The 24,978-nt window shown below is 72.5% G+C and carries 29 protein-coding genes and 1 pseudogene; 16 read left to right on the plus strand and 14 right to left on the minus strand.

Annotated features, from left to right (window positions below; all coding sequences use genetic code 11):
- Positions 1-15: 15 nt before the first annotated feature.
- Both WQO_RS04095 and WQO_RS04100 read left to right on the plus strand, forming a co-directional pair.
- Positions 16-732: a lysophospholipid acyltransferase family protein gene (locus WQO_RS04095; protein WP_010062342.1), complete on the plus strand. Its 717-nt coding sequence runs from the start codon at positions 16-18 to the stop codon at positions 730-732.
- A gap of 64 nt (positions 733-796) precedes the next feature.
- Positions 797-1,849, plus strand: coding sequence for an NAD-dependent epimerase/dehydratase family protein (locus WQO_RS04100; protein ID WP_237274102.1), 1,053 nt, complete (start codon positions 797-799; stop codon positions 1,847-1,849).
- 30 nt (positions 1,850-1,879) lie between these two features.
- On the opposite strand, the gene WQO_RS04105 is transcribed toward WQO_RS04100, so the two are convergent.
- The 8 genes and pseudogenes from WQO_RS04105 to WQO_RS04140 form a co-directional block, all read right to left on the minus strand.
- Complete coding sequence (locus WQO_RS04105; protein ID WP_237274103.1) at positions 1,880-3,463, minus strand: alpha/beta hydrolase; 1,584 nt, start codon at positions 3,461-3,463, stop codon at positions 1,880-1,882.
- A 153-nt stretch (positions 3,464-3,616) separates the two neighbouring features.
- A complete protein-coding gene (locus WQO_RS04110) occupies positions 3,617-4,402 on the minus strand; it encodes an urease accessory protein UreD (RefSeq protein WP_010062339.1) in 786 nt (261 codons plus the stop codon).
- A complete protein-coding gene (gene ureG, locus WQO_RS04115; protein ID WP_010062338.1) occupies positions 4,399-5,076 on the minus strand; it encodes an urease accessory protein UreG in 678 nt (225 codons plus the stop codon). Before ureG ends, WQO_RS04110 begins: the two co-directional genes overlap by 4 nt.
- A 46-nt stretch (positions 5,077-5,122) precedes the next feature.
- Entirely contained in the window at positions 5,123-5,785 is a 663-nt protein-coding gene (locus tag WQO_RS04120) for an urease accessory protein UreF (RefSeq protein WP_010062337.1), read from the minus strand.
- 19 nt (positions 5,786-5,804) lie between these two features.
- Positions 5,805-7,526, minus strand: coding sequence for an urease subunit alpha (locus tag WQO_RS04125; RefSeq protein WP_010062335.1), 1,722 nt, complete (start codon positions 7,524-7,526; stop codon positions 5,805-5,807).
- The gene (locus tag WQO_RS04130; RefSeq protein WP_010062334.1) at positions 7,519-7,830 is read right to left on the minus strand and encodes an urease subunit beta; all 312 of its coding nucleotides are present in this window, start codon (positions 7,828-7,830) and stop codon (positions 7,519-7,521) included. Before WQO_RS04130 ends, WQO_RS04125 begins: the two co-directional genes overlap by 8 nt.
- A 13-nt stretch (positions 7,831-7,843) precedes the next feature.
- Entirely contained in the window at positions 7,844-8,146 is a 303-nt protein-coding gene (locus WQO_RS04135) for an urease subunit gamma (RefSeq protein ID WP_010062333.1), read from the minus strand.
- A gap of 138 nt (positions 8,147-8,284) precedes the next feature.
- A pseudogene (locus WQO_RS04140) lies at positions 8,285-8,695 on the minus strand (TetR/AcrR family transcriptional regulator); the annotation flags it as partial.
- On the opposite strand from WQO_RS04140, the gene WQO_RS04145 reads away from it, so the two are divergent.
- Positions 8,670-9,638, plus strand: coding sequence for a hypothetical protein (locus WQO_RS04145; RefSeq protein ID WP_010062331.1), 969 nt, complete (start codon positions 8,670-8,672; stop codon positions 9,636-9,638). The pseudogene WQO_RS04140 and the gene WQO_RS04145 sit on opposite strands and share 26 nt — an antisense overlap.
- 108 nt (positions 9,639-9,746) lie before the next feature.
- Here WQO_RS04145 and WQO_RS04150 read toward each other — a convergent pair whose 3' ends face one another.
- On the minus strand, positions 9,747-10,049 hold the full coding sequence (locus WQO_RS04150; RefSeq protein ID WP_010062330.1) for a type II toxin-antitoxin system Phd/YefM family antitoxin: 303 nt from the start codon (positions 10,047-10,049) through the stop codon (positions 9,747-9,749).
- 92 nt (positions 10,050-10,141) lie between these two features.
- Between WQO_RS04150 and WQO_RS04155 the strand changes: the two genes are divergently transcribed.
- From WQO_RS04155 to WQO_RS04165, 3 genes are all read left to right on the plus strand, one after another.
- Complete coding sequence (locus tag WQO_RS04155) at positions 10,142-10,747, plus strand: ATP-dependent Clp protease proteolytic subunit (RefSeq protein ID WP_010062329.1); 606 nt, start codon at positions 10,142-10,144, stop codon at positions 10,745-10,747.
- Between the two features lie 51 nt (positions 10,748-10,798).
- On the plus strand, positions 10,799-11,113 hold the full coding sequence (locus tag WQO_RS04160; protein WP_010062328.1) for a hypothetical protein: 315 nt from the start codon (positions 10,799-10,801) through the stop codon (positions 11,111-11,113).
- Between the two features lie 591 nt (positions 11,114-11,704).
- Positions 11,705-12,178: a C40 family peptidase gene (locus WQO_RS04165; RefSeq protein WP_010062327.1), complete on the plus strand. Its 474-nt coding sequence runs from the start codon at positions 11,705-11,707 to the stop codon at positions 12,176-12,178.
- A gap of 94 nt (positions 12,179-12,272) precedes the next feature.
- Here the strand turns inward: WQO_RS04165 and WQO_RS04170 are convergent, their stop codons facing one another.
- Positions 12,273-12,932, minus strand: coding sequence for a LysE family translocator (locus WQO_RS04170; protein ID WP_010062326.1), 660 nt, complete (start codon positions 12,930-12,932; stop codon positions 12,273-12,275).
- Positions 12,933-13,006: 74 nt separating this feature from the next.
- Between WQO_RS04170 and WQO_RS04175 the strand changes: the two genes are divergently transcribed.
- Complete coding sequence (locus tag WQO_RS04175) at positions 13,007-13,948, plus strand: LysR family transcriptional regulator (protein ID WP_010062324.1); 942 nt, start codon at positions 13,007-13,009, stop codon at positions 13,946-13,948.
- Between the two features lie 145 nt (positions 13,949-14,093).
- Here WQO_RS04175 and WQO_RS04180 read toward each other — a convergent pair whose 3' ends face one another.
- Positions 14,094-14,525, minus strand: a complete 432-nt coding sequence (locus WQO_RS04180) for an ATP-binding protein (RefSeq protein ID WP_010062322.1) — start codon at positions 14,523-14,525, stop codon at positions 14,094-14,096.
- Between the two features lie 236 nt (positions 14,526-14,761).
- Here WQO_RS04180 and WQO_RS04185 point away from each other — a divergent pair, with 236 nt between their 5' ends.
- Positions 14,762-15,628, plus strand: coding sequence for a helix-turn-helix domain-containing protein (locus tag WQO_RS04185; RefSeq protein WP_010062321.1), 867 nt, complete (start codon positions 14,762-14,764; stop codon positions 15,626-15,628).
- Positions 15,629-15,638: 10 nt separating this feature from the next.
- Positions 15,639-15,905: a DUF397 domain-containing protein gene (locus WQO_RS34750; RefSeq protein WP_079055521.1), complete on the plus strand. Its 267-nt coding sequence runs from the start codon at positions 15,639-15,641 to the stop codon at positions 15,903-15,905.
- Here the strand turns inward: WQO_RS34750 and WQO_RS04190 are convergent.
- Positions 15,898-17,058, minus strand: a complete 1,161-nt coding sequence (locus tag WQO_RS04190; protein WP_010062319.1) for an 8-amino-7-oxononanoate synthase — start codon at positions 17,056-17,058, stop codon at positions 15,898-15,900. The two genes, WQO_RS34750 and WQO_RS04190, sit on opposite strands and share 8 nt — an antisense overlap.
- A gap of 147 nt (positions 17,059-17,205) precedes the next feature.
- Here WQO_RS04190 and bioB point away from each other — a divergent pair, with 147 nt between their 5' ends.
- The 4 genes from bioB to WQO_RS04210 all read left to right on the plus strand — a co-directional run bounded on the left by bioB (position 17,206) and on the right by WQO_RS04210 (position 21,354).
- A complete protein-coding gene (gene bioB, locus WQO_RS04195) occupies positions 17,206-18,468 on the plus strand; it encodes a biotin synthase BioB (RefSeq protein WP_010062318.1) in 1,263 nt (420 codons plus the stop codon).
- Positions 18,461-19,822 (plus strand): adenosylmethionine--8-amino-7-oxononanoate transaminase, encoded by a 1,362-nt coding sequence (locus WQO_RS04200; protein ID WP_010062317.1) that lies wholly within the window; start codon positions 18,461-18,463, stop codon positions 19,820-19,822. The genes bioB and WQO_RS04200 overlap by 8 nt, the downstream gene beginning before the upstream one ends.
- A 6-nt stretch (positions 19,823-19,828) precedes the next feature.
- On the plus strand, positions 19,829-20,527 hold the full coding sequence (gene bioD / locus WQO_RS04205; RefSeq protein WP_010062316.1) for a dethiobiotin synthase: 699 nt from the start codon (positions 19,829-19,831) through the stop codon (positions 20,525-20,527).
- A gap of 143 nt (positions 20,528-20,670) precedes the next feature.
- A complete protein-coding gene (locus WQO_RS04210) occupies positions 20,671-21,354 on the plus strand; it encodes a class I SAM-dependent methyltransferase (RefSeq protein ID WP_010062314.1) in 684 nt (227 codons plus the stop codon).
- Positions 21,355-21,357: 3 nt separating this feature from the next.
- On the opposite strand, the gene WQO_RS04215 is transcribed toward WQO_RS04210, so the two are convergent.
- Both WQO_RS04215 and WQO_RS04220 read right to left on the minus strand, forming a co-directional pair.
- On the minus strand, positions 21,358-21,729 hold the full coding sequence (locus WQO_RS04215; protein WP_010062313.1) for a hypothetical protein: 372 nt from the start codon (positions 21,727-21,729) through the stop codon (positions 21,358-21,360).
- The gene (locus WQO_RS04220; RefSeq protein WP_010062312.1) at positions 21,726-21,953 is read right to left on the minus strand and encodes a hypothetical protein; all 228 of its coding nucleotides are present in this window, start codon (positions 21,951-21,953) and stop codon (positions 21,726-21,728) included. The genes WQO_RS04215 and WQO_RS04220 overlap by 4 nt, the downstream gene beginning before the upstream one ends.
- A gap of 95 nt (positions 21,954-22,048) precedes the next feature.
- Here WQO_RS04220 and WQO_RS04225 point away from each other — a divergent pair, with 95 nt between their 5' ends.
- The 3 genes from WQO_RS04225 to WQO_RS04235 all read left to right on the plus strand — a co-directional run bounded on the left by WQO_RS04225 (position 22,049) and on the right by WQO_RS04235 (position 24,948).
- On the plus strand, positions 22,049-22,489 hold the full coding sequence (locus WQO_RS04225) for a GNAT family N-acetyltransferase (protein WP_010062311.1): 441 nt from the start codon (positions 22,049-22,051) through the stop codon (positions 22,487-22,489).
- Between the two features lie 105 nt (positions 22,490-22,594).
- A complete protein-coding gene (locus WQO_RS04230) occupies positions 22,595-23,932 on the plus strand; it encodes a hemolysin family protein (RefSeq protein WP_010062310.1) in 1,338 nt (445 codons plus the stop codon).
- Positions 23,929-24,948 carry a hemolysin family protein gene (locus WQO_RS04235; RefSeq protein ID WP_010062309.1) on the plus strand — a complete coding sequence of 340 codons (1,020 nt, stop codon included), beginning with the start codon at positions 23,929-23,931 and terminating at the stop codon, positions 24,946-24,948. The genes WQO_RS04230 and WQO_RS04235 overlap by 4 nt, the downstream gene beginning before the upstream one ends.
- The last annotated feature ends 30 nt before the right edge of the window (positions 24,949-24,978 follow it).

Raw genomic sequence — 24,978 nt, forward strand, 5'->3', positions numbered from 1 at the left:
AGGTGCACCCACAAGGTGTTTTATTACATCCTGAAGTATGTCGTTCTGGGACCCGTTCTGCGGCTCTTGTTCCGCCCCCGTATCGAGGGTTTGGAGAACATCCCTACGGGCGGCGCGGCGATCGTCGCGGGCAACCACCTCTCCTTCTCCGACCATTTCCTGATGCCGGCCATCCTCAAGCGCCGCATCACCTTCCTGGCGAAGGCCGAATACTTCACCGGCCCGGGGATCAAGGGCCGGCTCACGGCCGCCTTCTTCCGCAGCGCGGGCCAGATCCCGGTGGACCGGTCCGGCAAGGACGCCGGTCAGGCCGCGATCCGCGAGGGGCTCGGCGTGCTGAGCAAGGGCGAGCTGCTGGGGATCTATCCCGAGGGGACCCGCTCGCACGACGGCCGGCTCTACAAGGGCAAGGTCGGGGTCGCGGTCATGGCGATCACCGCGGGGGTGCCGGTGATCCCGTGCGCCATGCTCGGCACGTTCGAGATCCAGCCGCCCGGCCAGAAACTCCCCAAGATCAAGCAGGTCGCGATCCGGTTCGGCGAGCCGCTGGACTTCTCGCGCTACGCGGGCATGGAGGATCAGAAAGCCGCGATCCGTGCGGTGACGGACGAGATCATGTACGCGATCCTCGAACTCTCCGGCCAGGAGTACGTGGACGAGTACGCGGCCAAGGTGAAGGCGGCCGAGCAGGCAGCAGCGCCGGCGAGGAAGTTCCCGAAGCTGCGACGCTGAGGGCGGATTCGCCACCGGCAGAGCGGTCTCGTCCGGGAGGCCCCGCTCCCCTAGCGTCGGATGCATGAGCAACGGACACGCATGGGTGCTGGGAGCGACGGGCCAGATCGGGCGGGCAGCGGTCCGCGCGCTGGCCGCCGACGGCTGGGAGGTCACCGCGGCCTCGCGCGGCGGAGGGCGGGACGAGACGTGGGACGCCGGGGTCCGGACGGTGGCGCTCGACCGCGACGCGGAAGGGGCGCTGGGGAAGGCGCTGGGCGACGGCTGTGACGTCCTGGTCGACATGGTCGCGTTCGACGGGGCGCACGCCCGGCAGTTGACCGGGCTGGCCGGCCGGATCGGCTCGGCGGTCGTGATCTCCAGCGGCGCGGTGTACGAGGACGAGCGGGGCCGCAGTTTCGACACCCAGGCCGAACCGGACGGCTTCCCGCGCTACCCGGTGCCGCTGCCGGAGAACCAGGCCACGGTGGCGCCGGGGGGCGCCACGTACGGCACGCGGAAAGTCCTGCTGGAGCAGGAGTTGCTGGCGGCGGGCGAGGCGCTGCCGGTGACACTGCTGCGCGCGGGCGCGGTCCACGGCCCGTACTGCCGCACACCGCGCGAGCTGTACGTGGTGAAGCGGCTGCTGGACGGGCGGCGGCGCCGGGTCCTCGCGTACGGCGGGGAGAGCCGCTTCCACCCGGTGCATGTGTCCAACGCGGCGGAGCCGATCCGCCTGGCCGCCGGGGAGCCGGGTTCGCGTGTGCTGAACGCGGCGGACCCCGAGGCGCCCACGGTCGCGGAGATCGCGGCGGCGATCGACGCGGTGCTGGGGCGGGAGACGGAGACGGTACTGATCGACGGCCCGGCGCCCGAGGGGCAGGTGGGCGAGACACCGTGGAGCGGCGCGCACCCGGTGGTCTACGACATGACGGCCGCCGGTGAACAGCTCGGCTACCGCCCCGTGACGGGGTATGAGGAATCGCTGCCGGAGACGGTCGAGTGGCTGGCCGGGGAGCTGACGGGGCGCGACTGGCGGGAGGCGTTCCCCAAGATGCTCAAGAGCTACGGCGAGGGCCTCTTCGACTACGCGGCGGAGGACGCCTGGCTGGCGGCGCACGACCGGGGCCGCCGCTGAGCGGCCCCGGTCGTCCACCGCAGGGGCGTCCTACGGCTTCGGCGTGGCGTGCGGGGTGCACGTCACGTCGCGCCGGTCGGTCTTCCCGGTGAGCAGGTAGGTGTCCACCCGCTCATTCACGCAGGGGTTCACCAGCCCGGTGACGCCGTGGGATCCGGCGTCCTTCTCGGTGATGAGCCGGGAGCCCTTGAACCGCTTGTGCAGCTCGACCGCGCCCGCGTACGGGGTGGCGGCGTCGCGGGTGGACTGCACGATGAGAACCGGCGGCAGGCCCTTGCGGGTCTTCACGTCCAGCGGGGTCTGCTGCTTGGCGGGCCAGGTGGCGCAGGGCAGGTTCATCCAGGCGTTGGCCCACGTCATGAACGGGTACTTCTCGTGCAGCCGGGTGTTGTCCCGGTCCCAGGTGCGCCAGTCGGTGGGCCACTTGGCGTCGGCGCACTCGACTGCGCTGTAGACCGCGTTGCCGTTCTCGGATGCGGCGTTGCCCGCGAGGTCGCTCATGTCGGGGGCGGCGGCGTCGATCATCGCCTGGGTGTCACCGGCCCGGTAGGCGCTCCAGGTCTTGGCGGTGGGGGCCCAGGCGGAGTCGTAGTACGGGGCACCCTGGAAGAAGGAGATCAGCTCGGCGGGTCCGACGACGCCCCCGATGGGCTTCTTCTTCGCGGCGGCCCGCAGCTCCAGCCAGGCCTTCTCGACCTTCTGCGGGGTGTCGCCGATGCCGTAGACATCGTCGTGCTGCGCGACCCACGCCTTCCAGTCGTCCCAGCGCATCTGGAAGGCGATGTCCTGGTTGAGGTTCGCCCGGTACCAGATGTTCTTCCGCGACGGGTCGACCACGCTGTCGACGACCATGCGCCGGACGTGGGTCGGGAAGAGCGTGCCGTAGACGGCGCCCAGGTAGGTGCCGTAGGAGACGCCGAGGAAGTTGAGCTTCTTCTCCCTGAGCGCGGCCCGGATGACGTCCAGGTCGCGTGCCGTGTTCGGCGTCGTCATGTGCGGCAGCATCGCGCCGCTGCGCTCGCCGCACCCCTCGGCGTACTCGCGGGCCAGCTTGCGCTGGGCGCGCTTGTCGGCCTCGCTGTCGGGGACCGGGTCGGCCTTGGGCGCCTTCACGAACTCCTGCGGGTCGACACAGGAGATCGGGGCCGAGTGGCCGACGCCGCGCGGGTCGAAGCCGACGAAGTCGTACGCCTTCGCGGTCTTCGTCCAGAGCGGGTTCTTGGCGGTGATCCGGGTGGGGAAGCGCATCCCCGAACCGCCGGGCCCGCCCGGGTTGTAGAGCAGGGCGCCCTGCCGCTCGGCCTTCGTGCCGGTACTGACGTGCCGGTCGACGGCGAGCTTGATCTTCTTGCCGTGCGGCTTGGCGTAGTCGAGCGGCACGGTGACCCAGCCGCACTGGATGGGGGCGCTCAGACCCCAGTCCTCCGGGCAGTCCTTCCAGTCGATCCCGCTCTTCGCCGCCCGCTGCGCCGCGACGGCGACCCCGCGCGCCTCGGCGTCGCCCCGGCCGTGGTGCCGGCCGTCGGCGCTCGCCGCGGGTGCGGCCATGGCCCCCGCTATGAGCGTGCCCGCGACGAGAGCCCCGGCCGAGCCGAGCACTGTCGTACGTCTCACGTGAATCCCCCTTCATCCGATCCGCCGCCGAGGGGGCGGAGTGGTCATCGGTACGTCGCGGGGATCCTTTCGTCTGTGGGGCACCTGGGGCCAGGGCGTACACCTGTTTCTTTACCGAACCCATAACCGGTGAAGGAAGTTCGCTGAGCGGACTCAGTCCTCGAAACTCTCCTTCAGCCCGTCCAGCAGTTCTCGCATCGCGTCGTCCAAAATCCCGCGTAGCAGGCGGGCGTCCGCTGCCACCGCGGTGACCAGGACGGCGGGGCCCGCCAGTGGGGTAAGCGCTGCGGTGGGGCCGAGGAGGCGGGCCGGGAGCGGGGCGTCCTCGAAGGACGGGTCGGCGAGGAGGAGTTGCCCGACGGCCCGGTGGCCGGCGAGGACGGCCGGGCCGTCCCAGCCGTCGGGGGCGTCGGGGCCGTAGGCCACTTGCTGGTCGAGGAGGGGGCGGCCCGCGCGGTGGACGGTGAGGCGGGTCGTGAGGGCGCCGGTGGGTTCGCCGTGGCGGCCGAGGATCTGTTCCTCGCGCAGCAGGAGGCGTGCGGTAGGGGCAAGTTGGACCCGGGTGGCCTGGTGCAGGCGGCTGCCGTGGGCGGAGACCAGTTGTTCGGGGAGCCAGTGCAGGATCGCCCCCTCCCCCACGGTCAGGTCGACGGTGTACGAGGACGGGTCGGCGTCCGGTCGTGGGCCCGGGAGGGCGACGGTGGCCGCCGCCGCATCGACGGTGAGGCGTGCGCCGTCGGCGGCCTCGGCCTCGATGGCGAGGCGGTCGCCGTTGAGCGGGGCGCTCATCGCGCCGACCACGGTGACCCGGGCGTACGGGGGGTGCGGGGAACGGGTGCGACGCAGGGCGAGCGGGCCTGCGCTCTCCAGGACGGGCAGGGCGGTGCCGCCCCGCCCGTCCGGCACCGCGCGGAGCCGGGCGCGCGCGTGGACGCTCACGCGGTCCAGGCGGTGAGCTGTGCGCGCACCCAGTCGGCGACCGGTCCTACGCCCTCGGCCGAGGTCAGGGAGGTGAAGGCGACGGGGAGGTCGCCGCGCTGCTTCTTGGCGTCCAGGGCCATCTGCTCCAGGTCGGAGCCGACGTACGGGGCGAGGTCCGTCTTGTTGATGACGAGGAGGTCGGCGGTGGTGACGCCGGGGCCGCCCTTGCGCGGGATGTCGTCGCCGCCCGCGACGTCGATGACGAAGATCTGCGCGTCGACCAGGCCCTTGGAGAAGGTGGCGGTGAGGTTGTCGCCGCCGGACTCGACGAGGATCAGGTCGAGCGGGCCGACCGCGTCCTCCAGGTCCTCGACCGCTTCGAGGTTGGCGGAGATGTCGTCGCGGATCGCGGTGTGCGGGCAGGCGCCGGTCTCGACGGCCTGGATGCGCTCGGGCGGCAGGACGGCGTTGTTCAGGAGGAAGTCGGCGTCCTCCCGGGTGTAGATGTCGTTGGTGACGACGGCGATGGAGAGACGGTCGCGCAGTTCCCGGCAGAGGGCGGCGACGGTGGCCGTCTTACCGGTGCCGACGGGGCCGCCGAGGCCGATGCGCAGGGCGCGCCGGGTGCCGTCGGGGCGGGTGGCGTCGGCGCTGACGGCGGCGGGGCCGTCGTGGGTGTGGCCGAGGTGCATGGGGCTGCTCCTGTTTCTTGGAGGTTCAGGAAGCTTTCTTGGAGGGTTACGAGGCGAACAGGCGGACCGGCCAGGCGGCGTGCGCCTCGGCGGTGATGTCGAGGAGCGGGGCCGAGGCGGCGGGCAGGGCGTCGATGCCCTGCCGGGCTGCCTCGGCGGCCTGTTCCGCGACCCGGTCCAGGTCCGGGGCGAGCCGGGCCAGGACGGCGGTGGCGTGGAAGGGGTCGAGGGAGAGGAGCCGGACGACGGCGGTGGCGGGGCCGCTGACGGTCTCGTACGCGACACAGTGCGCGGCGTCCTCGGGGCCGAGGCCCGCCGACCGCGCGGTGACCCCGAGGACGACGGGCTGGTGGGCGCCACGTGGCCGGGCCGCGGCGAGCGCGTCCAGTTCGGGACCGGGCCAGGTGGCGCGGGCCGCCCGCATCATCTGCCGGCCCAGCTTCCGGGCGGTGGCCCGCAGGGCTGGCGAGGGCGTACGGGCATCGGCGGCCTCGTCGAGGGCGAGCGGGTCGAGGCCGTGGGCCGCCGCCGCGGCGAGGGCGGCGGCGGTGAGGCCCGCGGTGTGCAGACGGCCCCGGCAGAAAGCGGCGAGGGAGTCGGCGTCCCGGACGCGGCCCTCGGCGACGGCCGGTTCGGCGCCACCGGAGTGGGCGTGGCCTCCGGCGGGGAACCGGCCGTCGGCGAGGACGAGGAGAGCTGCACGTGACATGGCTGTGGTCCGCCGGCTCTCAGAAGAGGAAGTAGCGCTGGGCCATGGGCAGTTCCGCCGCAGGAGCCGGCTCGACCGGATCGCCGTCGATGGTGACGGCGAAACTGTCCGGGTCGACGTCGACGCGGGGCACGGCGTCGTTCTCCCGCATGTCCGCCTTGGTGACCCCCCGGGTGCTGGTGATCGGCACGAACGGCTTGTCCAGGGCGAGCCGTTCGGGCAGTCCGTCCTCGATCGCGGCGGCGGAGACGAAGTTGAACGAGCCGCGCGCGGCCGCCCGGCCCAGTGCGCCGAACATCGGCCGGGGCATCACCGGCTGGGGCGTCGGGATGGAGGCGTTGGCGTCGCCCATCTGCGCGTACGCGATCTGACCGCCCTTGATGACGGTCTGCGGCTTCACGCCGAAGAACGCCGGATCCCAGAGCACCAGGTCGGCGAGCTTGCCGGTCTCCACGGAGCCGATCTCGCCGCCCATGCCCTGGGCGACGGCCGGGTTGATGGTGTATTTGGCGACATAGCGACGGACCCGGTGGTTGTCGGCCCGGCCGTCACCGGGCAGGGCTCCGCGCCTCTTCTTCATCACATGGGCGGTCTGCCAGGTCCGCAGGATCACCTCGCCGATCCGCCCCATGGCCTGGGAGTCCGAGGAGATGATCGAGATGGCGCCGAGGTCGTGGAGGATGTCCTCGGCCGCGATCGTGGAGGGCCGGATCCGCGACTCGGCGAACGCCAGGTCCTCGGGGACGGCGGGGTTGAGGTGGTGGCAGACCATCAGCATGTCGAGGTGTTCCTCGATGGTGTTGACGGTGTGCGGCCGGGTGGGGTTGGTCGAGCTGGGCAGGACGTGCGGCTCGGAGACCACGCTGATGATGTCGGGCGCGTGCCCGCCGCCCGCCCCCTCGGTGTGGTACGCGTGGATCGTCCGGCCGGCGATGGCGGCGAGGGTGTCGGCGACGAACCCGGCCTCGTTGAGGGTGTCCGTGTGGATGGCGAGCTGCGCGCCGGTCCGCTCGCAGACGGTGAGGCAGGCGTCGATGACGGCGGGCGTGGCACCCCAGTCCTCGTGGATCTTGAATCCCAGTGCCCCGCCGCGCAATTGGGAGTGCATGGCGTCCTGCGACATCGTGTTGCCCTTGCCGAGCAGCCCGATGTTGACCGGGAAGGTCTCCAGCGCCTCGAACATCCGGGCCAGGTGCCAGGGGCCGGGGGTGACGGTGGTGGCCTTGGTGCCTTCGGCAGGGCCGGTGCCGCCTCCGACGAGGGTCGTGATGCCGCTGGAGAGCGCCTGGTCGACGAGGGTGGGCGAGATGAAGTGGACGTGGGCGTCGACCGCCCCGGCCGTGAGCAGCTTCCCGTTGCCCGCGATGACCTCGGTCTCCGGGCCGATCACCAGGTCGGGGTGGACGCCGTCCATGGTGTCCGGGTTCCCGGCCTTGCCGATGCCGGTGATCCGGCCGTCCCGGATGCCGATGTCGGCCTTGACGATGCCCCAGTGGTCGATGACGACGGCGCCGGTGATGACGGTGTCGGGCGCGCCTTCGGCCCGGGTGGTGCGGGCCTGGCCCATGGACTCGCGGATCACCTTGCCGCCGCCGAACACCGCCTCGTCGCCGGCGTTTCCGGGGCCGCCGGAGCGGTCCTCCTCGATCTCGACGAGCAGATCCGTGTCGGCGAGCCGGATCCGGTCGCCTGTGGTGGGCCCGAACAGGTCGGCGTACACCGCCCGCTTGAGGTCAGGCATCGAGGGCACCTCCGGTTTCGCCGCGCAGGCCGGGGACGACGCGGCGGCCGGCGAGGGGGACGAGTTCGACGTCGGTGGGGATGCCGGGTTCGAAGCGGACCGCCGTACCGGCGGCGATGTTCAGCCGCAGGCCGTGGGCGGTGGTGCGGTCGAAGTGCAGCCCGGGGTTGGCCTCGGCGAAGTGGTAGTGGGAGCCGACCTGGACGGGGCGGTCGGCGGCGTTGAGGACGGTGAGGCGGGTGACCGGTCGCCCCTCGTTGACGGGGATGTCCCCGTCCCCGTACAGGATCTCTCCGGGAATCATCGGCGCTCCCCCGTCAGACGATCGGGTCGTGGACGGTGACGAGCTTCGTGCCGTCGGGGAAGGTGGCCTCGACCTGGACGTCGTGGAGCATCTCCGGGATGCCTTCCATGACGTCGTCCCGGGTGAGCAACTTCCGCCCCGATGCCATGAGTTCGGCGACGGTGCGGCCGTCCCGGGCGCCTTCCAGGAGGTGGGCGGTGATCAGGGCGACAACCTCGGGGTGGTTGAGCTTCAGCCCGCGCGCCCGGCGCTTCTCGGCCACGTCGGCGGCCACATGGATGAGCAGGCGCTCCTGCTCGTGCGGGGTCAGTTGCACGCTTCCACCTCATCGTCTTCCGCCCGGTTCCTGGCTCCGGACGCAGCGGGACCCTATCCCCGTTCAACAACTCGTTGAACGGGAACGGAGGTCTCGCGACCAGGCATTGCACGTTAGGGCGGAAGTTTTTCCATTGCGTTAACTGATCTTTTGCGGGGTGATGGACATCAGACCGCGCAACCCACCCTCCAGCACCTCGGGGCGCACGTCCCCGAACAGCGCCTCCTGCACGATGAAGCCCTGCGCCGTCGCGATCATCGTGCGCGCCACATGGTCGCCGGGCACGTCGCTGCTCAGGATCCCGGTGGAGCGGTAGGCATCGACGAGCCCCCCCCCAGGCGACACGCATGATGGCGTACCCCTCGTCGAGGAGTGCGGCGAGCCGCTCGTCGCGCAGCGTCTCGGACGCGAGCTGGACCACGAGCGCGGCGAAGATACGGCGTTCCAGTCCGTGCACCTGACCCGAGAGCACCCCGCCGAGCACCCGGCTGAGCAACGCGTCCGGGGTGGGGGGGGCGGCGTCATGCGGGCGGCCTCCTCCACCGCACCCAACCGCCGCGCGGTAGCGGTGATCCTGCTGATCCCCCTGATGGTGACCCTCGCCCTCTGGGCCTTCGCCTGGCCCGCCGCCCGGATCGCGCCGCGCGACCTCCCGGTCGGCGTCGCGGGCGCGGCGCCGGCCGCCGAGCAGCTGGAGCGGCGGTTCGAGCAGCGCGACGGCGCCTTCGAGGTGCACCGTTACGCCGACGAGGCCGCCGCCCGGGCCGCGATCGAGGACCGGGTCGTATACGGAGCGGTCGTCGCCACCCCGCAGGGGCCGCACCTGCTCACCGCGTCGGCGGCGAGCCCGGTCGTCTCCCAGCTGCTGCGCGAGGCCGTGACCGCGTCCGTCCCGGAGGGCACGCAGGTCGAGGTCACCGATGTGGTCGCCGCACCGGTCGGGGACCCGCGCGGCAGCGCGCTCGGCGCGAGCGTCCTGCCCTTGGCCCTGGCGGGAATGGCGGCCGGAGCCGTCGTCACCCTCATGGGGCTGCGCGGGGCGCGCGGCGCGTTGACCCTGCTGGCGGCGTCCGCACTGGTGGGGCTCGCCGCCGCGGCCGTGGCCCACAGCTGGCTCGGCGTGATCACGGGCGACTGGTGGACGGAGGCGGGCGTGCTCGCGCTCACCGTGCTGGCCATCGGCTCGGCGGTGGCGGGGCTCGGCGCCCTGTTGATGGTGCTGCTGGGCAACTCCTTCTCCGGTGTCACCAGCGCACCGCAGCTGCTGCCCGAGCCCGTCGGGGCGATCGGCCAGTGGCTGCCGCCGGGCGCGGGTGGTTCCCTGCTCCGCTCGGTCGCCTTCTTCGACGGGAGCGCGGCGGGCGGGCCCGTCCTGACGCTCACGCTCTGGTCGGCCCTCGGACTGGCGGCGGTGCTGCTCGCCCGGCGGACGCCGAAGCCCGCCGAAGCGGCCCCCGCCGAGCCCGCCCGGGAGCCGGCCCTGACCGGCTGAGCACCGGGTCCGGACGCGCCGAGCCGGGTGGCCCCTCCTCAGGGAGGGGCTGCCCGGCTTCGTGCTGTCGCGAGCGCGGTCCGGCGCGGACGCCGTCCGGTCCGAGCGTCAGGCGTCCCGGTCGTCGCCGTTGCCGTTGCCGCCGTGGGGGCGGTGCTCGGCGGCGATACCGAACCGGCGCCGTTCGCCCTGAGAGGAGGGCGCGGAGTTGATCGAGGAGACCGAGCTGATCACCTGCTCCTCGGCAGCAGCCTCCTCCGCTTCGAGTCGTTGCAGGTCAGCGGCGGAGACCAGCGCGATGAGGGGCTTGCCGTGCCGGGTCACCACGACGCGTTCGCCGCCGTAGACGACACGGTTGATCAGTTCGGCGAGCTCCGCCCGTGCTTGCGTCACCGGAATCTCGTAGGCCATAGTCACCATCATAACCTTCTGTACGTCCTGTACATTTTTTACGGATGGCCGGACACCCAGACGGATGGTCAGCTCCAGGAGAGAGGCACGCCATGATCCGCCCCGCCGCCCGCTACGTCCTTCCCGAGTTCACCGAGCGCACCGCGACCGGGACCCGGACGCAGGACCCGTACTCCAAGCTGCTGTCCGAGCGGATCGTCTTCCTCGGGAGCCCGATCGACGACACCGCCGCGACCGATCTCATCGCCCAGCTCATGTATCTGGAGCACGCCGATCCGGACCGTCCCCTGTCGCTGTACATCAACTCCCCCGGCGGTTCGTTCCAGGCGATGGCGGCGGTCTACGACACGATGCAGTTCCTGACCTGCGAGGTGGAGACCTTCTGCCTGGGGCAGGCCGGCTCCTACGCGGCGGCTCTGCTGGCGGCCGGGGCGAAGGGGCGGCGACATGCACTGCCCGGCGCGCGGGTAGTCATTCAGCAGCCCGCACTGGAGGAGCCGATGCGGGGCCAGCCGTCCGACCTGGAGATCCACGCGCGCGAACTGGTGCGCACCCGCGAGATGTTCGCGGCCATGCTGGTCCGGCACACGGGCCGGACCGCGGAGCAGATCACCGCCGACATCGAGCGCGACACCATCCTCGACGCGAAGGCCGCCCTCGCCCACGGGCTGGTCGACCACGTCGTGGAGAACCGCTGACCCACCCGGCCGCCGTACGACCGGCGCCCTACGACGCGAGGTGAGACGCCGATGGAGCCACCCGAGTTCCCGCCCCTGCCCGCGCTGACCCGCGCCGAGGGCGAGTTCGTCGACTGCTATCTGGCCGTGCTCGACCAGGTGGGCCGGATCAACCCGGCGCACGGCGGCGACACCTACAGCGCGCTGCGGGCCGCCCAGGCCCTGGCCTCCGGGGCGGCGGCCCTGCGCGACGCCCTGGCCCTGATGCACGAGCGCGGCGAGTCACGGCTCCACGCCGCCACCCTGGCGCGGGCCCTGCGCGTCCTGGACGGGGAGCGCCGGGCGGGCCGGGTCGCGATGCCTCCGCCGGTGACCGACCACCGGTGAACCGACCCGAAGTGAACTGACCCGAAGTGAACTGACCACCGGTGAACCGACCCGCCCGGCGCACCGAGAGCGCCTTACGGGAGCGGACCGGTCGGGCCGCCGCACGACACGCCCGATCCCTCGATCACATTTCCTCGCTCGTTCGGCGTAGGCCATCACCCGCGCGAGCGACGGCCCAACTTGCGTTCGGAGCGCGGCCCGTACTCGAAATGCATGCTTTCGTCCCTGGTGCGAGGGTGTGCGCCGGGCTCGTCGGCGAGCGCGAATCCGGCCTGTCCACCTGAATGGATCAGTGGTGAGGAGACTCACAAATCGCCGTTTCAGCTCGGAAATCCGGCACGGAGTGCGTCAAGATCCCTGGGACGACAAGCCCCCGCCGCCGCGGCGGGGCGGTCCGGGCGGACGCCGAGTCCTGCCGCCGCCCGGATGACTGGTCGACAGAAGTGGATCGGCAGGAGTGGAGGACCCGAGCACAACGGGCCGACCGGGAGACCGGGAAGCCCTCGGGGTGAAGCCGCGACGCGGCCGGGCAACTTCGCCAGCCCGAACCCGACAGGTCATCCTTCACAGGCGGCTGACGAAGGGTTGCGCATGTCTGCGCAGGTTCATGTCCCGTCTCTGTTCGCCCGGGTCGGTACGGCTTCGGCGCTCACCCTGGCCGTGACGTCCTCGATGCTGGCGCCCGGTCTGGTGAGCGATGCCGAGGCCGCCACCGCCCACTCGACGAAGGCCCTGAAGGTCGCCGCATCGAAGAAGGGGGCTCCCTACAAGTACGGAGCGTCGGGCCCCAGCCGCTTCGACTGTTCGGGGCTGACGCTCTACTCGTTCAAGAAGGCCGGCAAGAAGCTTCCCCGCACGGCACAGCAGCAGTACAACAAAACGCGCCATATCGCGAAGTCGCAGCGTAAACGCGGCGACCTCGTCTTCTTCCATTCGGGGCGCAGCGTCTACCACGTGGGCATCTACGCCGGGGCCGGGAAGATCTGGCACTCCCCCAAATCGGGGGACGTGGTGCGACTGGCGAAAATCTGGTCCAAGAGCGTCTGGTACGGACGGGTCCGCTGACCCACCGACCGGACGCTCTTTCCTTGCGCCACCGGCCCCGGCCGCCTCCCCTGCCGCCCTCCCCTGCCGGCACCGCCCCTGCCGGGCTCCGCTCTCAGCGCAGCAGCGGGCCGGTGACCAGGGCGAGTCCCAGTCCGGTGAGCGCCACCCCGCTGCCGCCCTCGATGGCGCGGGCGGTACGCGGGCGGCGCAGCCACCGGCCCAGCCGGTCCACGAGCAGGGCGACGGCCGGGAACCAGATCAGCGCCAGCACCACCACCAGGGCCGCGAGCAACAGGGTCCTGGGCAGCGGCGGCTGACCGTCGGGCACGAACTGCGGCAGCAGGCTGAGGAAGAGGACCGGGGCCTTCGGGTTGAGCGCGTTGGTCAGGAACCCCTGGCGCCACGCGCGTCCGAACTCCCTGGGCGCGGGTCGCTCCGGCTCGTCTTCCGGCGCCCCCGAAGGCGTACCGGATCCGTCCTGCGCCGGGCGGCGGCGGATCGCGTACAGCGCGCTGAGCCCGAGGTAGAGGACGTACGCACCGCCGAGCAGCTGGACGGCGCGGAAGAGCACGGGCATCGTCACCAGCACCGCGGCGAGTCCGGCGACCGCGAGGGCGGTGTGCACCAGCAGTCCTCCGGCGACGCCGAACGCCGAGGCCAGGCCCGCGGTGCGCGAGGCCAGGGCGTTGCGGACGACGACGGTGAAGTCGGCGCCGGGCAGCGCGACCATGCCGGCGGCGACCCCGGTGAAGGCGATCAGTTGTGCGTCCATGAGGTCCACCTTGGACCTGCGCAGCCTTTAGCGTGTACTTGCAATCTTCTGGGTCTGCCTAAAGGAACGCTTTCATGTACGACCCGACACGGCTCGCGGCGCTCGTGGCGGTCGCGGAGGCCGGATCGATCACCCGGGCGGCCGCCCGCCTCGGCTACACCGCGCCCGCGCTCTCGCAGCAGCTGGCCAAGCTGGAGCGGGAGGCGGGGGCGGCGCTGCTGGTGCGCCACCATCGCGGGGCGCGGCTCACGGCGGCGGGCGAGCTGCTGGCGGGCCGGGCCCGGCGGGTGCTGGACGAACTGGACCAGGCACGGCACGAGCTGGCGCAGCTGGCCGGGCTCTCGGGCGGCAGGCTGCGGGTGGGGACGTTCACGACGGCCGGGATCCATCTGCTGCCGCCCGTCCTGAGCGCCTTCCGGCGGGCCCACCCCGAGGTCGAGCTGGCCGTCGCCGACCACGAGCCGCCCGGCGGCATCGCCGCCGTCGCCGCGGGCGAGGTGGATCTCGCCCTGACGCACGCCTACGCACCGGGCGCGGTGGGGCCACCGCCGACGGGCGTGCTCGTCGACCCGCTTCTGGTCGAGGAGCTGGTGCTCGTCACATCGGTCGGGCACCGGCTCGCCGAGGGCACCGGGCGGCTGCCGGTCGGCGAGCTGGCGGGGCGCCCGCTGATCAGCAGTGCGCCCACCCATCCGCCCCGGCGCGGGGTCGAGGACGCGCTCGCCGAGGCCGGGGCGACGCCCGCGGTGGTCTGCGAGTCACCCGGGTACGCGCTGGTGTGCGCGCTGGTCAGTGCGGGGCTCGGCGTGGCGGTGGTGCCGGAGATGGTCGCCTCGATGGCACCGGCCCCCCTGTCCGTCCGGCGGCTGGAGCCCGCGTCGTTCCGCCGGACCATCTCGGTGGTGCACCGGGGCGACCGGTCGAGCTCGGCCGCGGCGACGCTGCTCGCTCTGCTGCGCAGCGGCTTCGGCCGCGGGGGCACGGCCCCGGGGCCGAACCGGGCTCCGGCGGGCTAGCCGCCCCACCGGGTCCGCGCCGACCGGTCGGGGCGGCGGCCGGTCGGTGCCGGGTACGCTCCGGCCGGTGAGCCGCTCCGGCGGGCCCGCCGGCCCGCGTGGCCCGCGCCGATCGGTCAGCCCATCGAGCCCGGCCCCGACCAGGTCAGCCCTGCACCGCGACGACCCAAGGCAGCGCGATCCAGACCGTCTTGCCGCCCTCGGCGGTCGGCGTGACCTGGAGCCGTCCGCCGCGCTCCTTGGCCAGCATCCGGATGATGACCATGCCCCGGCCGTTGTCCTGCCGTACGGCGGCGGGCAGTTTCTGGGGCCACCGGGGGTGACTGTCCGTGACGCCGAGATAGAGCTCCTCGTCGCGTTCGAGGCGCAGGTCCACGGTGAAGGTGGGCGACTGGCCGAACGTGTGCTGCACGGCGTTGGTGGCCAGCTCCGAGACGATCAGCCGGATGGTGTCGGCGAGCTCGCTGTCCTCCGACAGGCCCCATTCGGCCAGGGTCCTGGCGACATGTCTGCGGGCCACGGAGACCGAGACCGGATCGCTCGGCAGAGTGACGGTTGCTTCCTGATGGTCCGCCATGGCGACACCGCCCCTTTCCCGCCCTGGGCCGAGCGACGGTCGGCCGGGCTTGTGCTTCGCGCCAGATTGCCATTGATGCAGCTCCCTGTAACGAGGTTCGGCCAAGATATGCATATATCTGTCGCTCGAAGCGGTGAATTCGGGACCCGTACGGCGTGGACGGACGGCACACTGGCCCCTCTGCGGGTCGGCCCCGGCGACGGCTCGGCCCCTCCCGACAGCGGAAGGAGACCGGCATGCTGCACGGCCCCGTCGTCCGGCGGCGCAAGCTCGGTGAGGAGCTGCGGAGCCTGCGTCACGCCTGCGGGATGACCAGCCGGGAGGCGGCACGGCTGCTCGGCTGGCACCAGTCGAAGGTGAGCCGTATCGAGACCGGTGCCAGCGGGGTGACCCCGGCCGATGTGGCGCGGCTGCTGGACGTCTACGCGGTGTGCGACCCGCAGTTGCGCTCCCTGCTCGAAGTCCTCGCGGGGTCGGCGGGCGGCGGTGGTTCCGGCTGGTGGCACGCGTACCGGGGGCTGATCCCTCCGCAGTACCGCGACTTCATCAGTCTGGAATCGCAGGCCAGTACGGTCCGGACGCTGGAGACGTCGGTGGTGCCGGGGCTGCTCCAGACCGCCGGGTACGCCCGCGCCGTGACCCGCGCCTCGCTGGACGGGTTACCGGACGGCCGCCTCGACTCCCTGGTCGAGGTCCGGCTGACCCGTCAGCGGGTGCTGCGCGCGAGCCCGCCGCTGCGGTTCACGGCGGTGCTGGACGAGGCGGTGCTCCATCGTGAGGTAGGCGGTCCCGAAGTGATGCGGGACCAGCTGCAGCACCTGGCTCAGGTGTCTCAACTGCCGCACGTGGAACTCCAGTTGCTGCCGTTCTCGGTGGGCGGGTACGTCGGACTCACCGGCCCTTTCGTCATCTTCTCCTTTCCGAACATTTCTGATCTGGATGTGGTCGTTCTTGACCACCTGACGAGTAGCCTCTATCTGGAGCGGAGAGAAGACCTTGAGGCGTACAGCTCGGCCTTCCGTACCTTGCAGGCGCATGCGCTGTCGCCCGAACGCTCGCTGGACCTCATCACCGAGATCGGACGTAGCTTCAGACGCAGCTGAGGGGGCCGCCATGTCAGACCGACGCGCACTGCCCGCCGCACCGCCGCCATCGATGGCACCGCCGTCCACCCCGCCGCCCGCCCCGCAGTGGCGGCGCAGCAGCCGGTCGACCGGGATGAACAACTGCGTGGAGACCGCACGGTTCGCCGACGCGCTCCTTGCCGTACGCGATTCCAAGGACGTGGACCGGCCGCCGCTGCGGTTCTCGGTGGCGGCCTGGACCACCTTCGTGGACGGGCTCGGTGCGCGCGGAGCCGGTCCCGGGCCCGTCAGCTGACGTCGGCGCCCGCCTGCCGGGGGGCGGTGGCGACGATCGTGGCCACCGCGGTCGTGATCTGCTCCTCGGTCAGGTCGGCGCGCGCGGTCAGCCGCAGCCGGGAGATGCCGTCCGGAACGGACGGCGGGCGGAAGCAGCCCACCGCCATTCCGGCCGTGCGGCAGTCGGCCGCCCAGCGCACCGCCGCGTCCGCCGACGGCGCCCGGACGGAGACGACGGCCGCGTCGGGCCTCACCGCCTCCAGCCCGGCGGCGGTGAGCCGCGTGTACAGCGCGGTGGCCACCTCCCGGGCGCGGGCCGCCCGTTCGGGTTCCCGGCGCAGCACTCCGAGGGCGCCGAGCGCACCGCCGACGGCCGCCGGGGCGAGTCCGGTGTCGAAGATGAACGTCCGGGCCGTGTTGACCAGGTGGTCGATGACCCGGGCGGGCCCGAGAACCGCTCCGCCCTGGCTGCCGAGCGACTTGGACAGGGTGAGGGTGGCCACGACCCCGTCGCCGCCCGCCAGTCCGGCCGCCGCGAGCGCCCCCCGTCCGCCGTCGCCCAGGACGCCGAGGCCGTGGGCGTCGTCGACCAGCAGGGCGGCGTTCGCGGAGCGGCAGACCTCGGCCAGGGCCGGGAGCGGGGCGGCGTCGCCGTCGACGGAGAAGACCGAGTCGGTGACCGCGAGGGCCCGCCCCTCATGGGCCCCGAACGCCTTGGCGACGGCGTCCGGGTCGGCGTGGGGGACGACGGCGGTCTCGGCGCGGGAGAGCCGGCAGCCGTCCACGATCGAGGCGTGGTTGCCCGCGTCGGAGACGATGAGGGAGCCGCGCCCGGACAGCGCGGTCAGCGCGGCGAGGTTGGCCGCGTACCCGGAGGAGAGCACGAGGGCCGCCTCGAAGCCGCAGAACGCGGCCAGCTCCCGTTCGAGTTCGGCGTGCAGGGCGGTGGAGCCGGTGACCAGCCGGGAGCCGGTGGCGCCCGCGCCCCAGCGGTGGGCGGCGGCGGCCGCGGCGGCGGTGACCTCGGGGTGCCGGGTGAGGCCCAGGTAGTCGTTGCTCGCGAGGTCCAGCAGCTCCGGCTCGGCGTCGCGCGGACGCAGGGTGCGTACGAGTCCGGCGGCGGCCCGGCGGCGGGCCTCGGCGTCGATCCAGTCGAACGGGGCGAAGGACATGGGGCGGTCCCTGTCTTTGTAGGCAGCCCACAGACCCTAGCCGGGTGCGCAGCAGGTCAGGGTGTGGCAATACACACACCCCCGCCCGGGTCTCCTGTCTGGTTCCTCCTTGGCTGGAGGCGGTGCCGTAGGCCAGGATCATCTTTCATGGACCTGCTGAACACGCTGGTGGACAAGGGGCTGCGGCGCGAACTGCCGAGCCGCGAAGAAGCGCTCGCCGTACTGGCGACCTCCGACGACGAGCTGCTCGACGTGGTGGCCGCCGCCGGGAAGGTGCGCCGTCAGTGGTTCGGGCGGCGCGTCAAGCTCAACTATCTGGTCAACCTGAAGTCCGGGCTCTGCCCCGAGGACTGCTCCTACTGCTCGCAGCGGCTCGGCTCGAAGGCCGGAATCCTCAAGTACACCTGGCTGAAGCCGGAGGAGGCGTCCAAGGCCGCCGCCGCCGGGGTCGCGGGCGGCGCGAAGCGGGTCTGTCTGGTGGCGAGCGGACGCGGTCCCACGGACCGGGACGTGGACCGGGTCACCAGGACCATCGAGGCCATCAAGGAGGAGAACGAGGGCATCGAGGTCTGCGCCTGCCTCGGTCTGCTCTCCGACGGCCAGGCCGACCGGCTGCGTTCGGCGGGCGCCGACGCGTACAACCACAACCTGAACACGTCCGAGGAGACGTACGGGGCGATCACCACCACCCACACCTACGCGGACCGGGTGGAGACCGTGCAGCAGGCCCAGGCCGCCGGGCTCTCGGCGTGTTCCGGGCTGATCGCCGGGATGGGCGAGAGCGACAAGGACCTGGTCGACGTGGTGTTCGCGCTGCGCGACCTGGACCCGGACTCGGTGCCGGTGAACTTCCTGATCCCGTTCGAGGGGACGCCGCTCGCCAAGGAGTGGAACCTCACCCCGCAGCGCTGCCTGCGGATTCTGGCGATGGTCCGCTTCGTCTGCCCCGACGTCGAGGTGCGGCTCGCGGGCGGCCGTGAAGTGCATCTGCGGTCGATGCAGCCGCTGGCGCTGCACCTGGTCAACTCGGTCTTCCTGGGCGACTACCTGACGAGCGAGGGCCAGGCAGGTCAGGCCGACCTGGACATGATCGCGGACGCCGGTTTCGAGGTGGAGGGCGCGGGCACGACGACGCTGCCGCGCCACCGGGCCGACGCACTGGCCGGCGGCTGCGGTACGGCGGCGGAGCCAGCCGGGTGCGGAACGCAGGAGTCCGCGGGGTGCGGTTCGCACGGGGGCGATGGCGGCTGCGGACCGTGCGGCGGCCACGCGGAGCAGGAACCGGTGGCGGTCGCCGACACGGACGCGGACGTTCCGGCCGGGCGTACGGAGGCGAACGGCGCGCCGCGCACGGATCTGGTGGCGGTCCGCCGGCGCGGTGCGGGAACGGATCTCGCCCCCAATGCCTGAGCCGTACGCCCCCGCGCTCCCCCGGCAGGCCGCGCACTCCGGAGCCGCCGCGCCGAAGCCGTACGCCCCCGACGAACTGCGGGCGCTCGACCGCGCGCACGTCTGGCACCCGTACGGTCCGATGCCCGGCCGCCAGGAGCCGCTGATCGTGGAGTCGGCCTCCGGGGTACGGCTCCGGCTCGCCGAACCCGTGGAGGGGCAGCGCGAGTTGGTGGACGGCATGTCGTCCTGGTGGTCGGCGGTGCACGGCTACAACCACCCGGTCCTCAACGAGGCCGCACGCGGCCAGCTGGACCGGATGAGCCATGTGATGTTCGGCGGGCTCACGCACGAGCCAGCCGTCCGGCTGGCGACCCGGCTGGTGGAGATCACTCCGGAGCCGCTCCAGCATGTCTTCCTGGCCGACTCCGGTTCGGTGTCGGTCGAGGTAGCGGTCAAGATGTGCCTGCAGTACTGGCGTTCGGCCGGCCGTCCGGCCAAGCGGCGGCTGCTGACCTGGCGCGGGGGCTACCACGGGGACACCTGGCAGCCGATGTCGGTGTGCGACCCGGAGGGCGGGATGCACGAGCTGTGGTCGGGCTCCCTTCCCCGGCAGGTCTTCGCCGACGCCCCGCCGGACGGTTTCGACGCGAAGCCGGATGCCGGGTACGTCACGCATCTGCGGGAGCTGATCGCCGCGCACGCCGAGGAGTTGGCGGCGGTCATCGTGGAGCCGGTCGTGCAGGGAGCCGGCGGGATGCGGTTCCACTCCCCCGCCTATCTCCGGGTGCTGCGCGAGGCGTGCGACGAGCACGACGTCCTGCTGGTCCTCGACGAGATCGCGACCGGTTTCGGGCGTACGGGCACGCTGTTCGCCGCCGGGCATGCCGGGATCTCGCCGGACGTCATGTGCGTCGGCAAGGCGCTGACCGGCGGCTATCTCACGATGGCGGCGACGCTGTGCACCACCCGGGTGGCCGAGGGCATCTCCAGCGGCGAGGTTCCGGTGCTGGCGCACGGGCCGACGTTCATGGGCAACCCGCTGGCCGCATCGGTGGCCTCGGCCTCGGTGGACCTGCTGCTCGGGCAGGACTGGGAGGGCGAGGTCGCGCGGATCGGCGCGGGGCTGCGCACCGGGCTCGCGCCCGCCGCGGGCCTCGCGGGAGTCGTGGACGTACGCGTCCTCGGGGCGATCGGGGTCGTCCAGCTCGACCACGAGGTGGACATGGCGGCGGCGACCCGCGCGGCCGTGCGCGAGGGCGTGTGGCTGCGGCCGTTCCGCGATCTCGTCTACACGATGCCGCCGTACGTCACGGGCGACGAGGACGTGGCCCGGATCTGCCGGGCCGTGTGCGCCGCGGCACGGGAGGGCTGAAGCGCTATGTCGACGATTCTGGTGGTGTCCGGTACGGGCACGGAGATCGGCAAGACCGTGGTGACCGCCGCGGTGGCGGCCGCCGCGCGGGACCGCCGGGTCGCGGTCCTCAAGCCCGCGCAGACGGGTCTCGCCCCCGGGGAGCCGGGCGACGCGGCCGAGGTCGCGCGCCTGGCGGGAAGCCATGTGACGGCGGTCGAACTGGCCCGGTTCCCGGAGCCGTTGGCCCCGGCCACGGCCGCCCGGCGGGCGGGTCTCGCCCCGGTGCGGCCGTTCGAGGTCGCCGAGGCGGCTCAGAAGCTCGCCACCGAGCACGACCTCGTGCTGGTGGAGGGTGCGGGCGGGCTGCTCGTACGGTTCGACGACGAGGGCTCCACGCTCGCGGACGCGGCCCGGCTGCTGTCCGCGCCGGTGCTGGTGGTGGCCCCCGCGGGTCTGGGGACGCTGAACGCCACCGCGTTGACGGCCGAGGCGCTGCGGAGCCGGGGCCTCGGCTGCCGGGGTGTGGTGATCGGCAGCATGCCGGCGGAGCCGGACCTCGCGTCCCGGTGCAACGTCGAGGACCTGCCGGTGGCGGCGGGTGCGCCGCTGCTGGGCGCGGTACCGGCCGGTGCGGGTGCGCTGCCGGGCGCGGACTTCGCGGCCGGCGCGGCGCGGTGGCTCGCGCCGGAGCTGGGCGGGAGCTGGGCCCCGGGGCGGCGCTGAGAGGCCAAGAGCTCCGCGACGGCTTCCGAGGCCCCGGGCCGGAGCCCCGGGGCCGTTCGGGGACGGTCCCGGGGGCTATCCGCAGGCAATTCGGGGGAGAATTGTCCAGGAGCCTCACGCCCACTCCGTAACGGAGGTCCGTCATGCAGCTGCGCAGCAGGAAGCTGCCCCGGGACGCCGTGCACCACCCGGTCTTCGCCCGCTTCTACGCCCGGTTCAGCGAGGCCGCGGATGTGAAGGGCGGCGTCGCCGCGTACCGCGAGGAGCTGCTGTCGGGGCTCTCCGGCCGGGTCATCGAGGTCGGTGCGGGAAACGGGCTGAACCTCGCCCACTACCCGGGCGCCGTCTCGGAGGTGGTGGCCCTGGAGCCGGAACGCTCGCTGCGGCAGCTCGCGGTCCGCGCCGCCCTGCGCGCCGAGGTGCCGGTGGACGTGGTGCCGGGGGCCGCCGAGGCGCTGCCGGTCAAGAGCGAGGCGTTCGACGGGGCGGTGGCGTCCCTGGTCCTGTGCACCGTACGGGATCTGCCCCGGGCGCTCGCCGAGATCAAGCGGGTCCTGCGGCCGGGCGGCGAACTGCGGTTCTTCGAGCACGGGCTGGCGCCGGGGCGGGCGCTGGCGACGGCGCAGCGGGCGGCCGACCGGACCCTGTGGCCGCTGCTCTTCGGCGGCTGTCACACGGCCCGGGACCCGCTGGCCGCGATCGAGGCGGCCGGCTTCCAGCTGGGCACGTACCGCAGGCTGCGCATCCCGGAGAAGGGTCTTCAGATGCCGTCGTCGCCCTGTGTCCTGGGCGTGGCCCGCAAACCGTTCACGGAGAACGGGGGCTGAGCCTCACACACTCCACTGACGCAGCTCGTCGGCGATGGCCCGGACATCCGCCTTGCCCTGCTTCACCAGCAGCGCCAGATCGCGGACCTGCTCGGGCGAGGTGATGACCTTGAGCCCGGAGGCGACGAGGTAGCCGTACGCGACGGCCGAGGCGAACATGGCGTTGGAGTGTTCGAGCGCGGGCACGTGCAGCAGCAGTTGCAGCAGAGCGGCCGCCCGTGCGTGCGGGTCGCTGTAGACGCTGCTGCCGAAGATCTCCGCGTCATGCCGTGCCACGGCGGCGACGAGCGCGCCCCAGTCGACGACCTGCGGGTCTCCGGGTGTCTTGTGCTCGGCGACCATCAGCAGCCAGGAAAGATCGATCCGCAGGTTCAACGGGTGCCTTCGCGCTCCGGGCCGAACTCCTCGGCGAACACCGACTCGTACTGCTTCATGAAGTCGGCCGCGGCCTCGACGAAGGTGTGTCCCACCTCGCCCGCGTCCTGCTGGACGAGTTCTTCTATGTAGCGGTTCACGCTCATCCCCCTCTGCAGCGCGCGCTGCCGCGCGGCCTCGGCGGTGGCCTCGTCCACTCGGACGTTCAGCTGGGTCTTGGGCACCTGACCACGCTAGCGCGGTCGCGCTAGCACCGGCAAGGGGAGCGTGCGACCGCCCTGCGGAATGCGATCGACGCCCCGGCGCGGCGGATGGTGGGATGGCCGCCATGAACGATCTTTCCCTGTCGATACGGTCCGCGGCACCCGCCGATCTGGACGAGGTCCTCGCCTTCTGGAAGGGGGCCGCCGAGGGCACCAGCATCAGCGACGACGGGGACGGGGTAGCCCGCCTGGTGGAACGGGACCCCGAGGCGTTGATCCTGGCCGAGCGGGAGGGGGAAATGGTCGGCACGGTCATCGCGGGCTTCGACGGCTGGCGCTGCCATCTCTACCGCCTCGCGGTCCGCCCGGACCAGCGGCGCCGGGGCGTGGGCAGCGCCCTCCTCGCGGCGGCGGAGGAACGGTTCACCGCTCTGGGCGGGCGGCGCGCCGACGCCATGGTCCTCGACCGCAACACCTCCGCCCACCACGCCTGGCGCGCCGCGGGGTACGGGCCCGAGCCGCAGTGGAGCCGCTGGGTGAAGCATCTGACGGACTGACGCGGTAGGAGGGGGCGCCGCTGGGCAGACGCCTACGATGACCATGCTCCACCGACACCGCGCGGTCCCCCCGCCCCTGCCCGATCATGGGACGGAGGTGAACCGATGACCGAAGTGCTTCTGCTGCTCGTCGCCCTGCTGCTCTGCGTCGCCTGCGGCGCGTTCGTGGCGGCGGAGTTCTCCCTGACCACGGTGGAGCGCAGCGAACTCGAACGGGCTGTCGAGCGAGGCGAGCGGGGTGCCGCGAGCGCGCTGAAGGCCGTCCGGAGTCTCACGTTCCAGCTCTCGGGGGCCCAGCTCGGCATCACCGTGACCAACCTGGTGATCGGCATGCTCTCCGAGCCGTCCATCGCCAAGCTGATCCGCGGCCCCGTCGAGGCGGCGGGTCTGCCTCCCGCCGCCGCGTCCACCCTGGCGCTCGTCATAGGTACGGCGCTGTCCACGGTGGTTCTGATGGTGGTCGGCGAGCTGGTTCCGAAGAACTGGGCGATCTCCTCCCCGCTGGCCGTGGCCAAGGCGGTGGCGACACCGCAGCGGGGGTTCACGGCGGTGTTCCGGCCCTTCATCAGCCATCTGAACAACACCGCCAACCGGATCGTGCGCCGCTTCGGCCTGGAGCCGACCGAGGAGCTGGCATCCGCCCGCAGCCCGCAGGAGCTGGTGGCGCTGGCCCGGCACTCCGCGAAGGAGGGCGCGCTGGAGGCGGACACGGCCGAGCTGTTCGTCCGCACCCTGAACCTCTCGGAGCTGACGGCGGAGAACGTGATGACCCCGCGGGTCCAGGTGACCGCCCTGGACCTGCAGGCGACGGCCGAGGACGTCGCCAACGCCACGCGGGCGACCGGGCTGTCCCGCTTCCCCGTCTACCGGGGCAGCCTGGACACCGTGGTCGGCGTGGCCCACATCAAGGACGTCCTGGCGATCCCCGCCGACCGGCGGCCCCGCACCCGCGTCTCGGAACTGCTGCGCGAGCCGCTGCTCGTACCGGAGACGCTCACCGTGGACAAGCTGCTGGACCGGCTGTCCGGCAAGCTCGCCATGGCCGTGGTGATCGACGAGTACGGCGGTACGGCCGGGGTCGCGACGCTGGAGGACATCGTCGAGGAGGTCGTCGGCGAGGTACGCGACGAGCACGATCCGCACGAGACCTCCGATCTGGCCGCCGCGGGGGAGGACACCGACGGCCGCACCCTGTGGTCGGCGGACGGGGCGGCGCGCACCGACCAGCTCCGCAGGATCGGTCTGCGGGTGCCGGAGGGGCCCTACGAGACCCTCGCCGGGCTGATCGCTGCCGAACTGGGCAGGATCCCCACGGCCGACGACACGCTCGAACTGGAAGGATGGCGGATCGACGTGCTCGACGCCACGGGCCGCCGGGCCGCACGGGCCCTGCTGCACGCCCCTCTCCCCGGGTCCCAGGACCGCGAGGAGGAGGGACAGTGATCGTTCTCCAGCTCTTCATCGGCCTGCTGACCCTGGTGGCCAACGCCTTCTTCGTCGGAGCCGAATTCGCCCTGATCTCGGTGCGCCGCAGCCAGATCGAACCGGAGGCCGAGGCCGGGAACCGGCGGGCCCGCAGTGTCATCTGGGGCCTGGAGCACGTCTCCGCGCTGCTCGCCGCCGCCCAGCTCGGCATCACCCTCTGCACCCTGGTGCTGGGCATCGTCGCCGAACCGGCCATCGCGCATCTGCTGGAGCCGGTCTTCGACGCGGTCGGGGTGCCGCACGGTCTGGTGCACCCGCTCTCCTTCGCCATCGCGTTGAGCGTGGCGACCTATCTGCACATGCTGCTGGGCGAGATGGTCCCGAAGAACATCTCGCTGGCCGAACCGACGCGCAGCGCCCTGGCGCTCGGCCCGCCGCTGGTCGCGATGGCCCGGGCCCTGCGGCCGGTGATCTTCGCGATCAACGCGTTCGCCAACGCCCTGCTCAAGCTGTTGCGGGTGGAGGCGAAGGACGAGGTCTCCGCGACCTTCTCGGACGACGAACTGGCCCGGATGGTGCAGGACGCCGGGGACGCCGGACTGGTCGACGACCGTTCCGCGCAGCGCCTCCACCATGCTCTGGAGCTGGGGCGCCGGCCCGTGCGGGATGTGGTGATGCCGGTCGACCGGGTGCTGTACGCCCGGGTCGGCACGACCCCGGAGGAACTGGAGCGGCTCTCGTCCGAGTCCGGCTTCTCCCGCTTTCCGGTGATGGACCGCGAACAGCGCATCCTCGGCTACCTCCATGTGAAGGACGCCCTGGACGCGATGCCGCGCGACGTGCCCTTCCCGGTGTCGGCGATGCGGCCGATCGCCCGGGTCCGGGCGGCGACCCCGCTGGACGACGCGCTGACCGCGATGCGCCGCAGCCGGACCCACCTGGCGGCGGTCCTCGACGAGAACGGGAAGCTGGCGGGCATGGTGACGATGGAGGACGTACTGCGCGAACTCGTCGGACGGCCGGGCTCCCGCTGACCGGCCGCCCGACTGGCCTACCCGACCTAC

The sequence above is a fragment of the Streptomyces globisporus C-1027 genome (genome assembly GCF_000261345.2).
GTDB classification, from domain to species: Bacteria; Actinomycetota; Actinomycetes; order Streptomycetales; family Streptomycetaceae; genus Streptomyces; species Streptomyces pakalii.

Coding starts and splice junctions, on each gene's coding strand:
- WQO_RS04100 (WP_237274102.1), top strand. CDS start 797: ATGAGCAACGGACACGCATGGGTGCTGGGAGCGACGGGCCAGATCGGG.
- ureG (WP_010062338.1), bottom strand. CDS start 5,076: ATGCACCTCGGCCACACCCACGACGGCCCCGCCGCCGTCAGCGCCGAC.
- WQO_RS04120 (WP_010062337.1), bottom strand. CDS start 5,785: ATGTCACGTGCAGCTCTCCTCGTCCTCGCCGACGGCCGGTTCCCCGCC.
- WQO_RS04125 (WP_010062335.1), bottom strand. CDS start 7,526: ATGCCTGACCTCAAGCGGGCGGTGTACGCCGACCTGTTCGGGCCCACC.
- WQO_RS04130 (WP_010062334.1), bottom strand. CDS start 7,830: ATGATTCCCGGAGAGATCCTGTACGGGGACGGGGACATCCCCGTCAAC.
- WQO_RS04145 (WP_010062331.1), top strand. CDS start 8,670: ATGCGGGCGGCCTCCTCCACCGCACCCAACCGCCGCGCGGTAGCGGTG.
- WQO_RS04150 (WP_010062330.1), bottom strand. CDS start 10,049: ATGGCCTACGAGATTCCGGTGACGCAAGCACGGGCGGAGCTCGCCGAA.
- WQO_RS04155 (WP_010062329.1), top strand. CDS start 10,142: ATGATCCGCCCCGCCGCCCGCTACGTCCTTCCCGAGTTCACCGAGCGC.
- WQO_RS04160 (WP_010062328.1), top strand. CDS start 10,799: ATGGAGCCACCCGAGTTCCCGCCCCTGCCCGCGCTGACCCGCGCCGAG.
- WQO_RS04165 (WP_010062327.1), top strand. CDS start 11,705: ATGTCTGCGCAGGTTCATGTCCCGTCTCTGTTCGCCCGGGTCGGTACG.
- WQO_RS04170 (WP_010062326.1), bottom strand. CDS start 12,932: ATGGACGCACAACTGATCGCCTTCACCGGGGTCGCCGCCGGCATGGTC.
- WQO_RS04175 (WP_010062324.1), top strand. CDS start 13,007: ATGTACGACCCGACACGGCTCGCGGCGCTCGTGGCGGTCGCGGAGGCC.
- WQO_RS04180 (WP_010062322.1), bottom strand. CDS start 14,525: ATGGCGGACCATCAGGAAGCAACCGTCACTCTGCCGAGCGATCCGGTC.
- WQO_RS04185 (WP_010062321.1), top strand. CDS start 14,762: ATGCTGCACGGCCCCGTCGTCCGGCGGCGCAAGCTCGGTGAGGAGCTG.
- WQO_RS34750 (WP_079055521.1), top strand. CDS start 15,639: ATGTCAGACCGACGCGCACTGCCCGCCGCACCGCCGCCATCGATGGCA.
- WQO_RS04190 (WP_010062319.1), bottom strand. CDS start 17,058: ATGTCCTTCGCCCCGTTCGACTGGATCGACGCCGAGGCCCGCCGCCGG.
- bioB (WP_010062318.1), top strand. CDS start 17,206: ATGGACCTGCTGAACACGCTGGTGGACAAGGGGCTGCGGCGCGAACTG.
- WQO_RS04200 (WP_010062317.1), top strand. CDS start 18,461: ATGCCTGAGCCGTACGCCCCCGCGCTCCCCCGGCAGGCCGCGCACTCC.
- bioD (WP_010062316.1), top strand. CDS start 19,829: ATGTCGACGATTCTGGTGGTGTCCGGTACGGGCACGGAGATCGGCAAG.
- WQO_RS04210 (WP_010062314.1), top strand. CDS start 20,671: ATGCAGCTGCGCAGCAGGAAGCTGCCCCGGGACGCCGTGCACCACCCG.
- WQO_RS04225 (WP_010062311.1), top strand. CDS start 22,049: ATGGCCGCCATGAACGATCTTTCCCTGTCGATACGGTCCGCGGCACCC.
- WQO_RS04230 (WP_010062310.1), top strand. CDS start 22,595: ATGACCGAAGTGCTTCTGCTGCTCGTCGCCCTGCTGCTCTGCGTCGCC.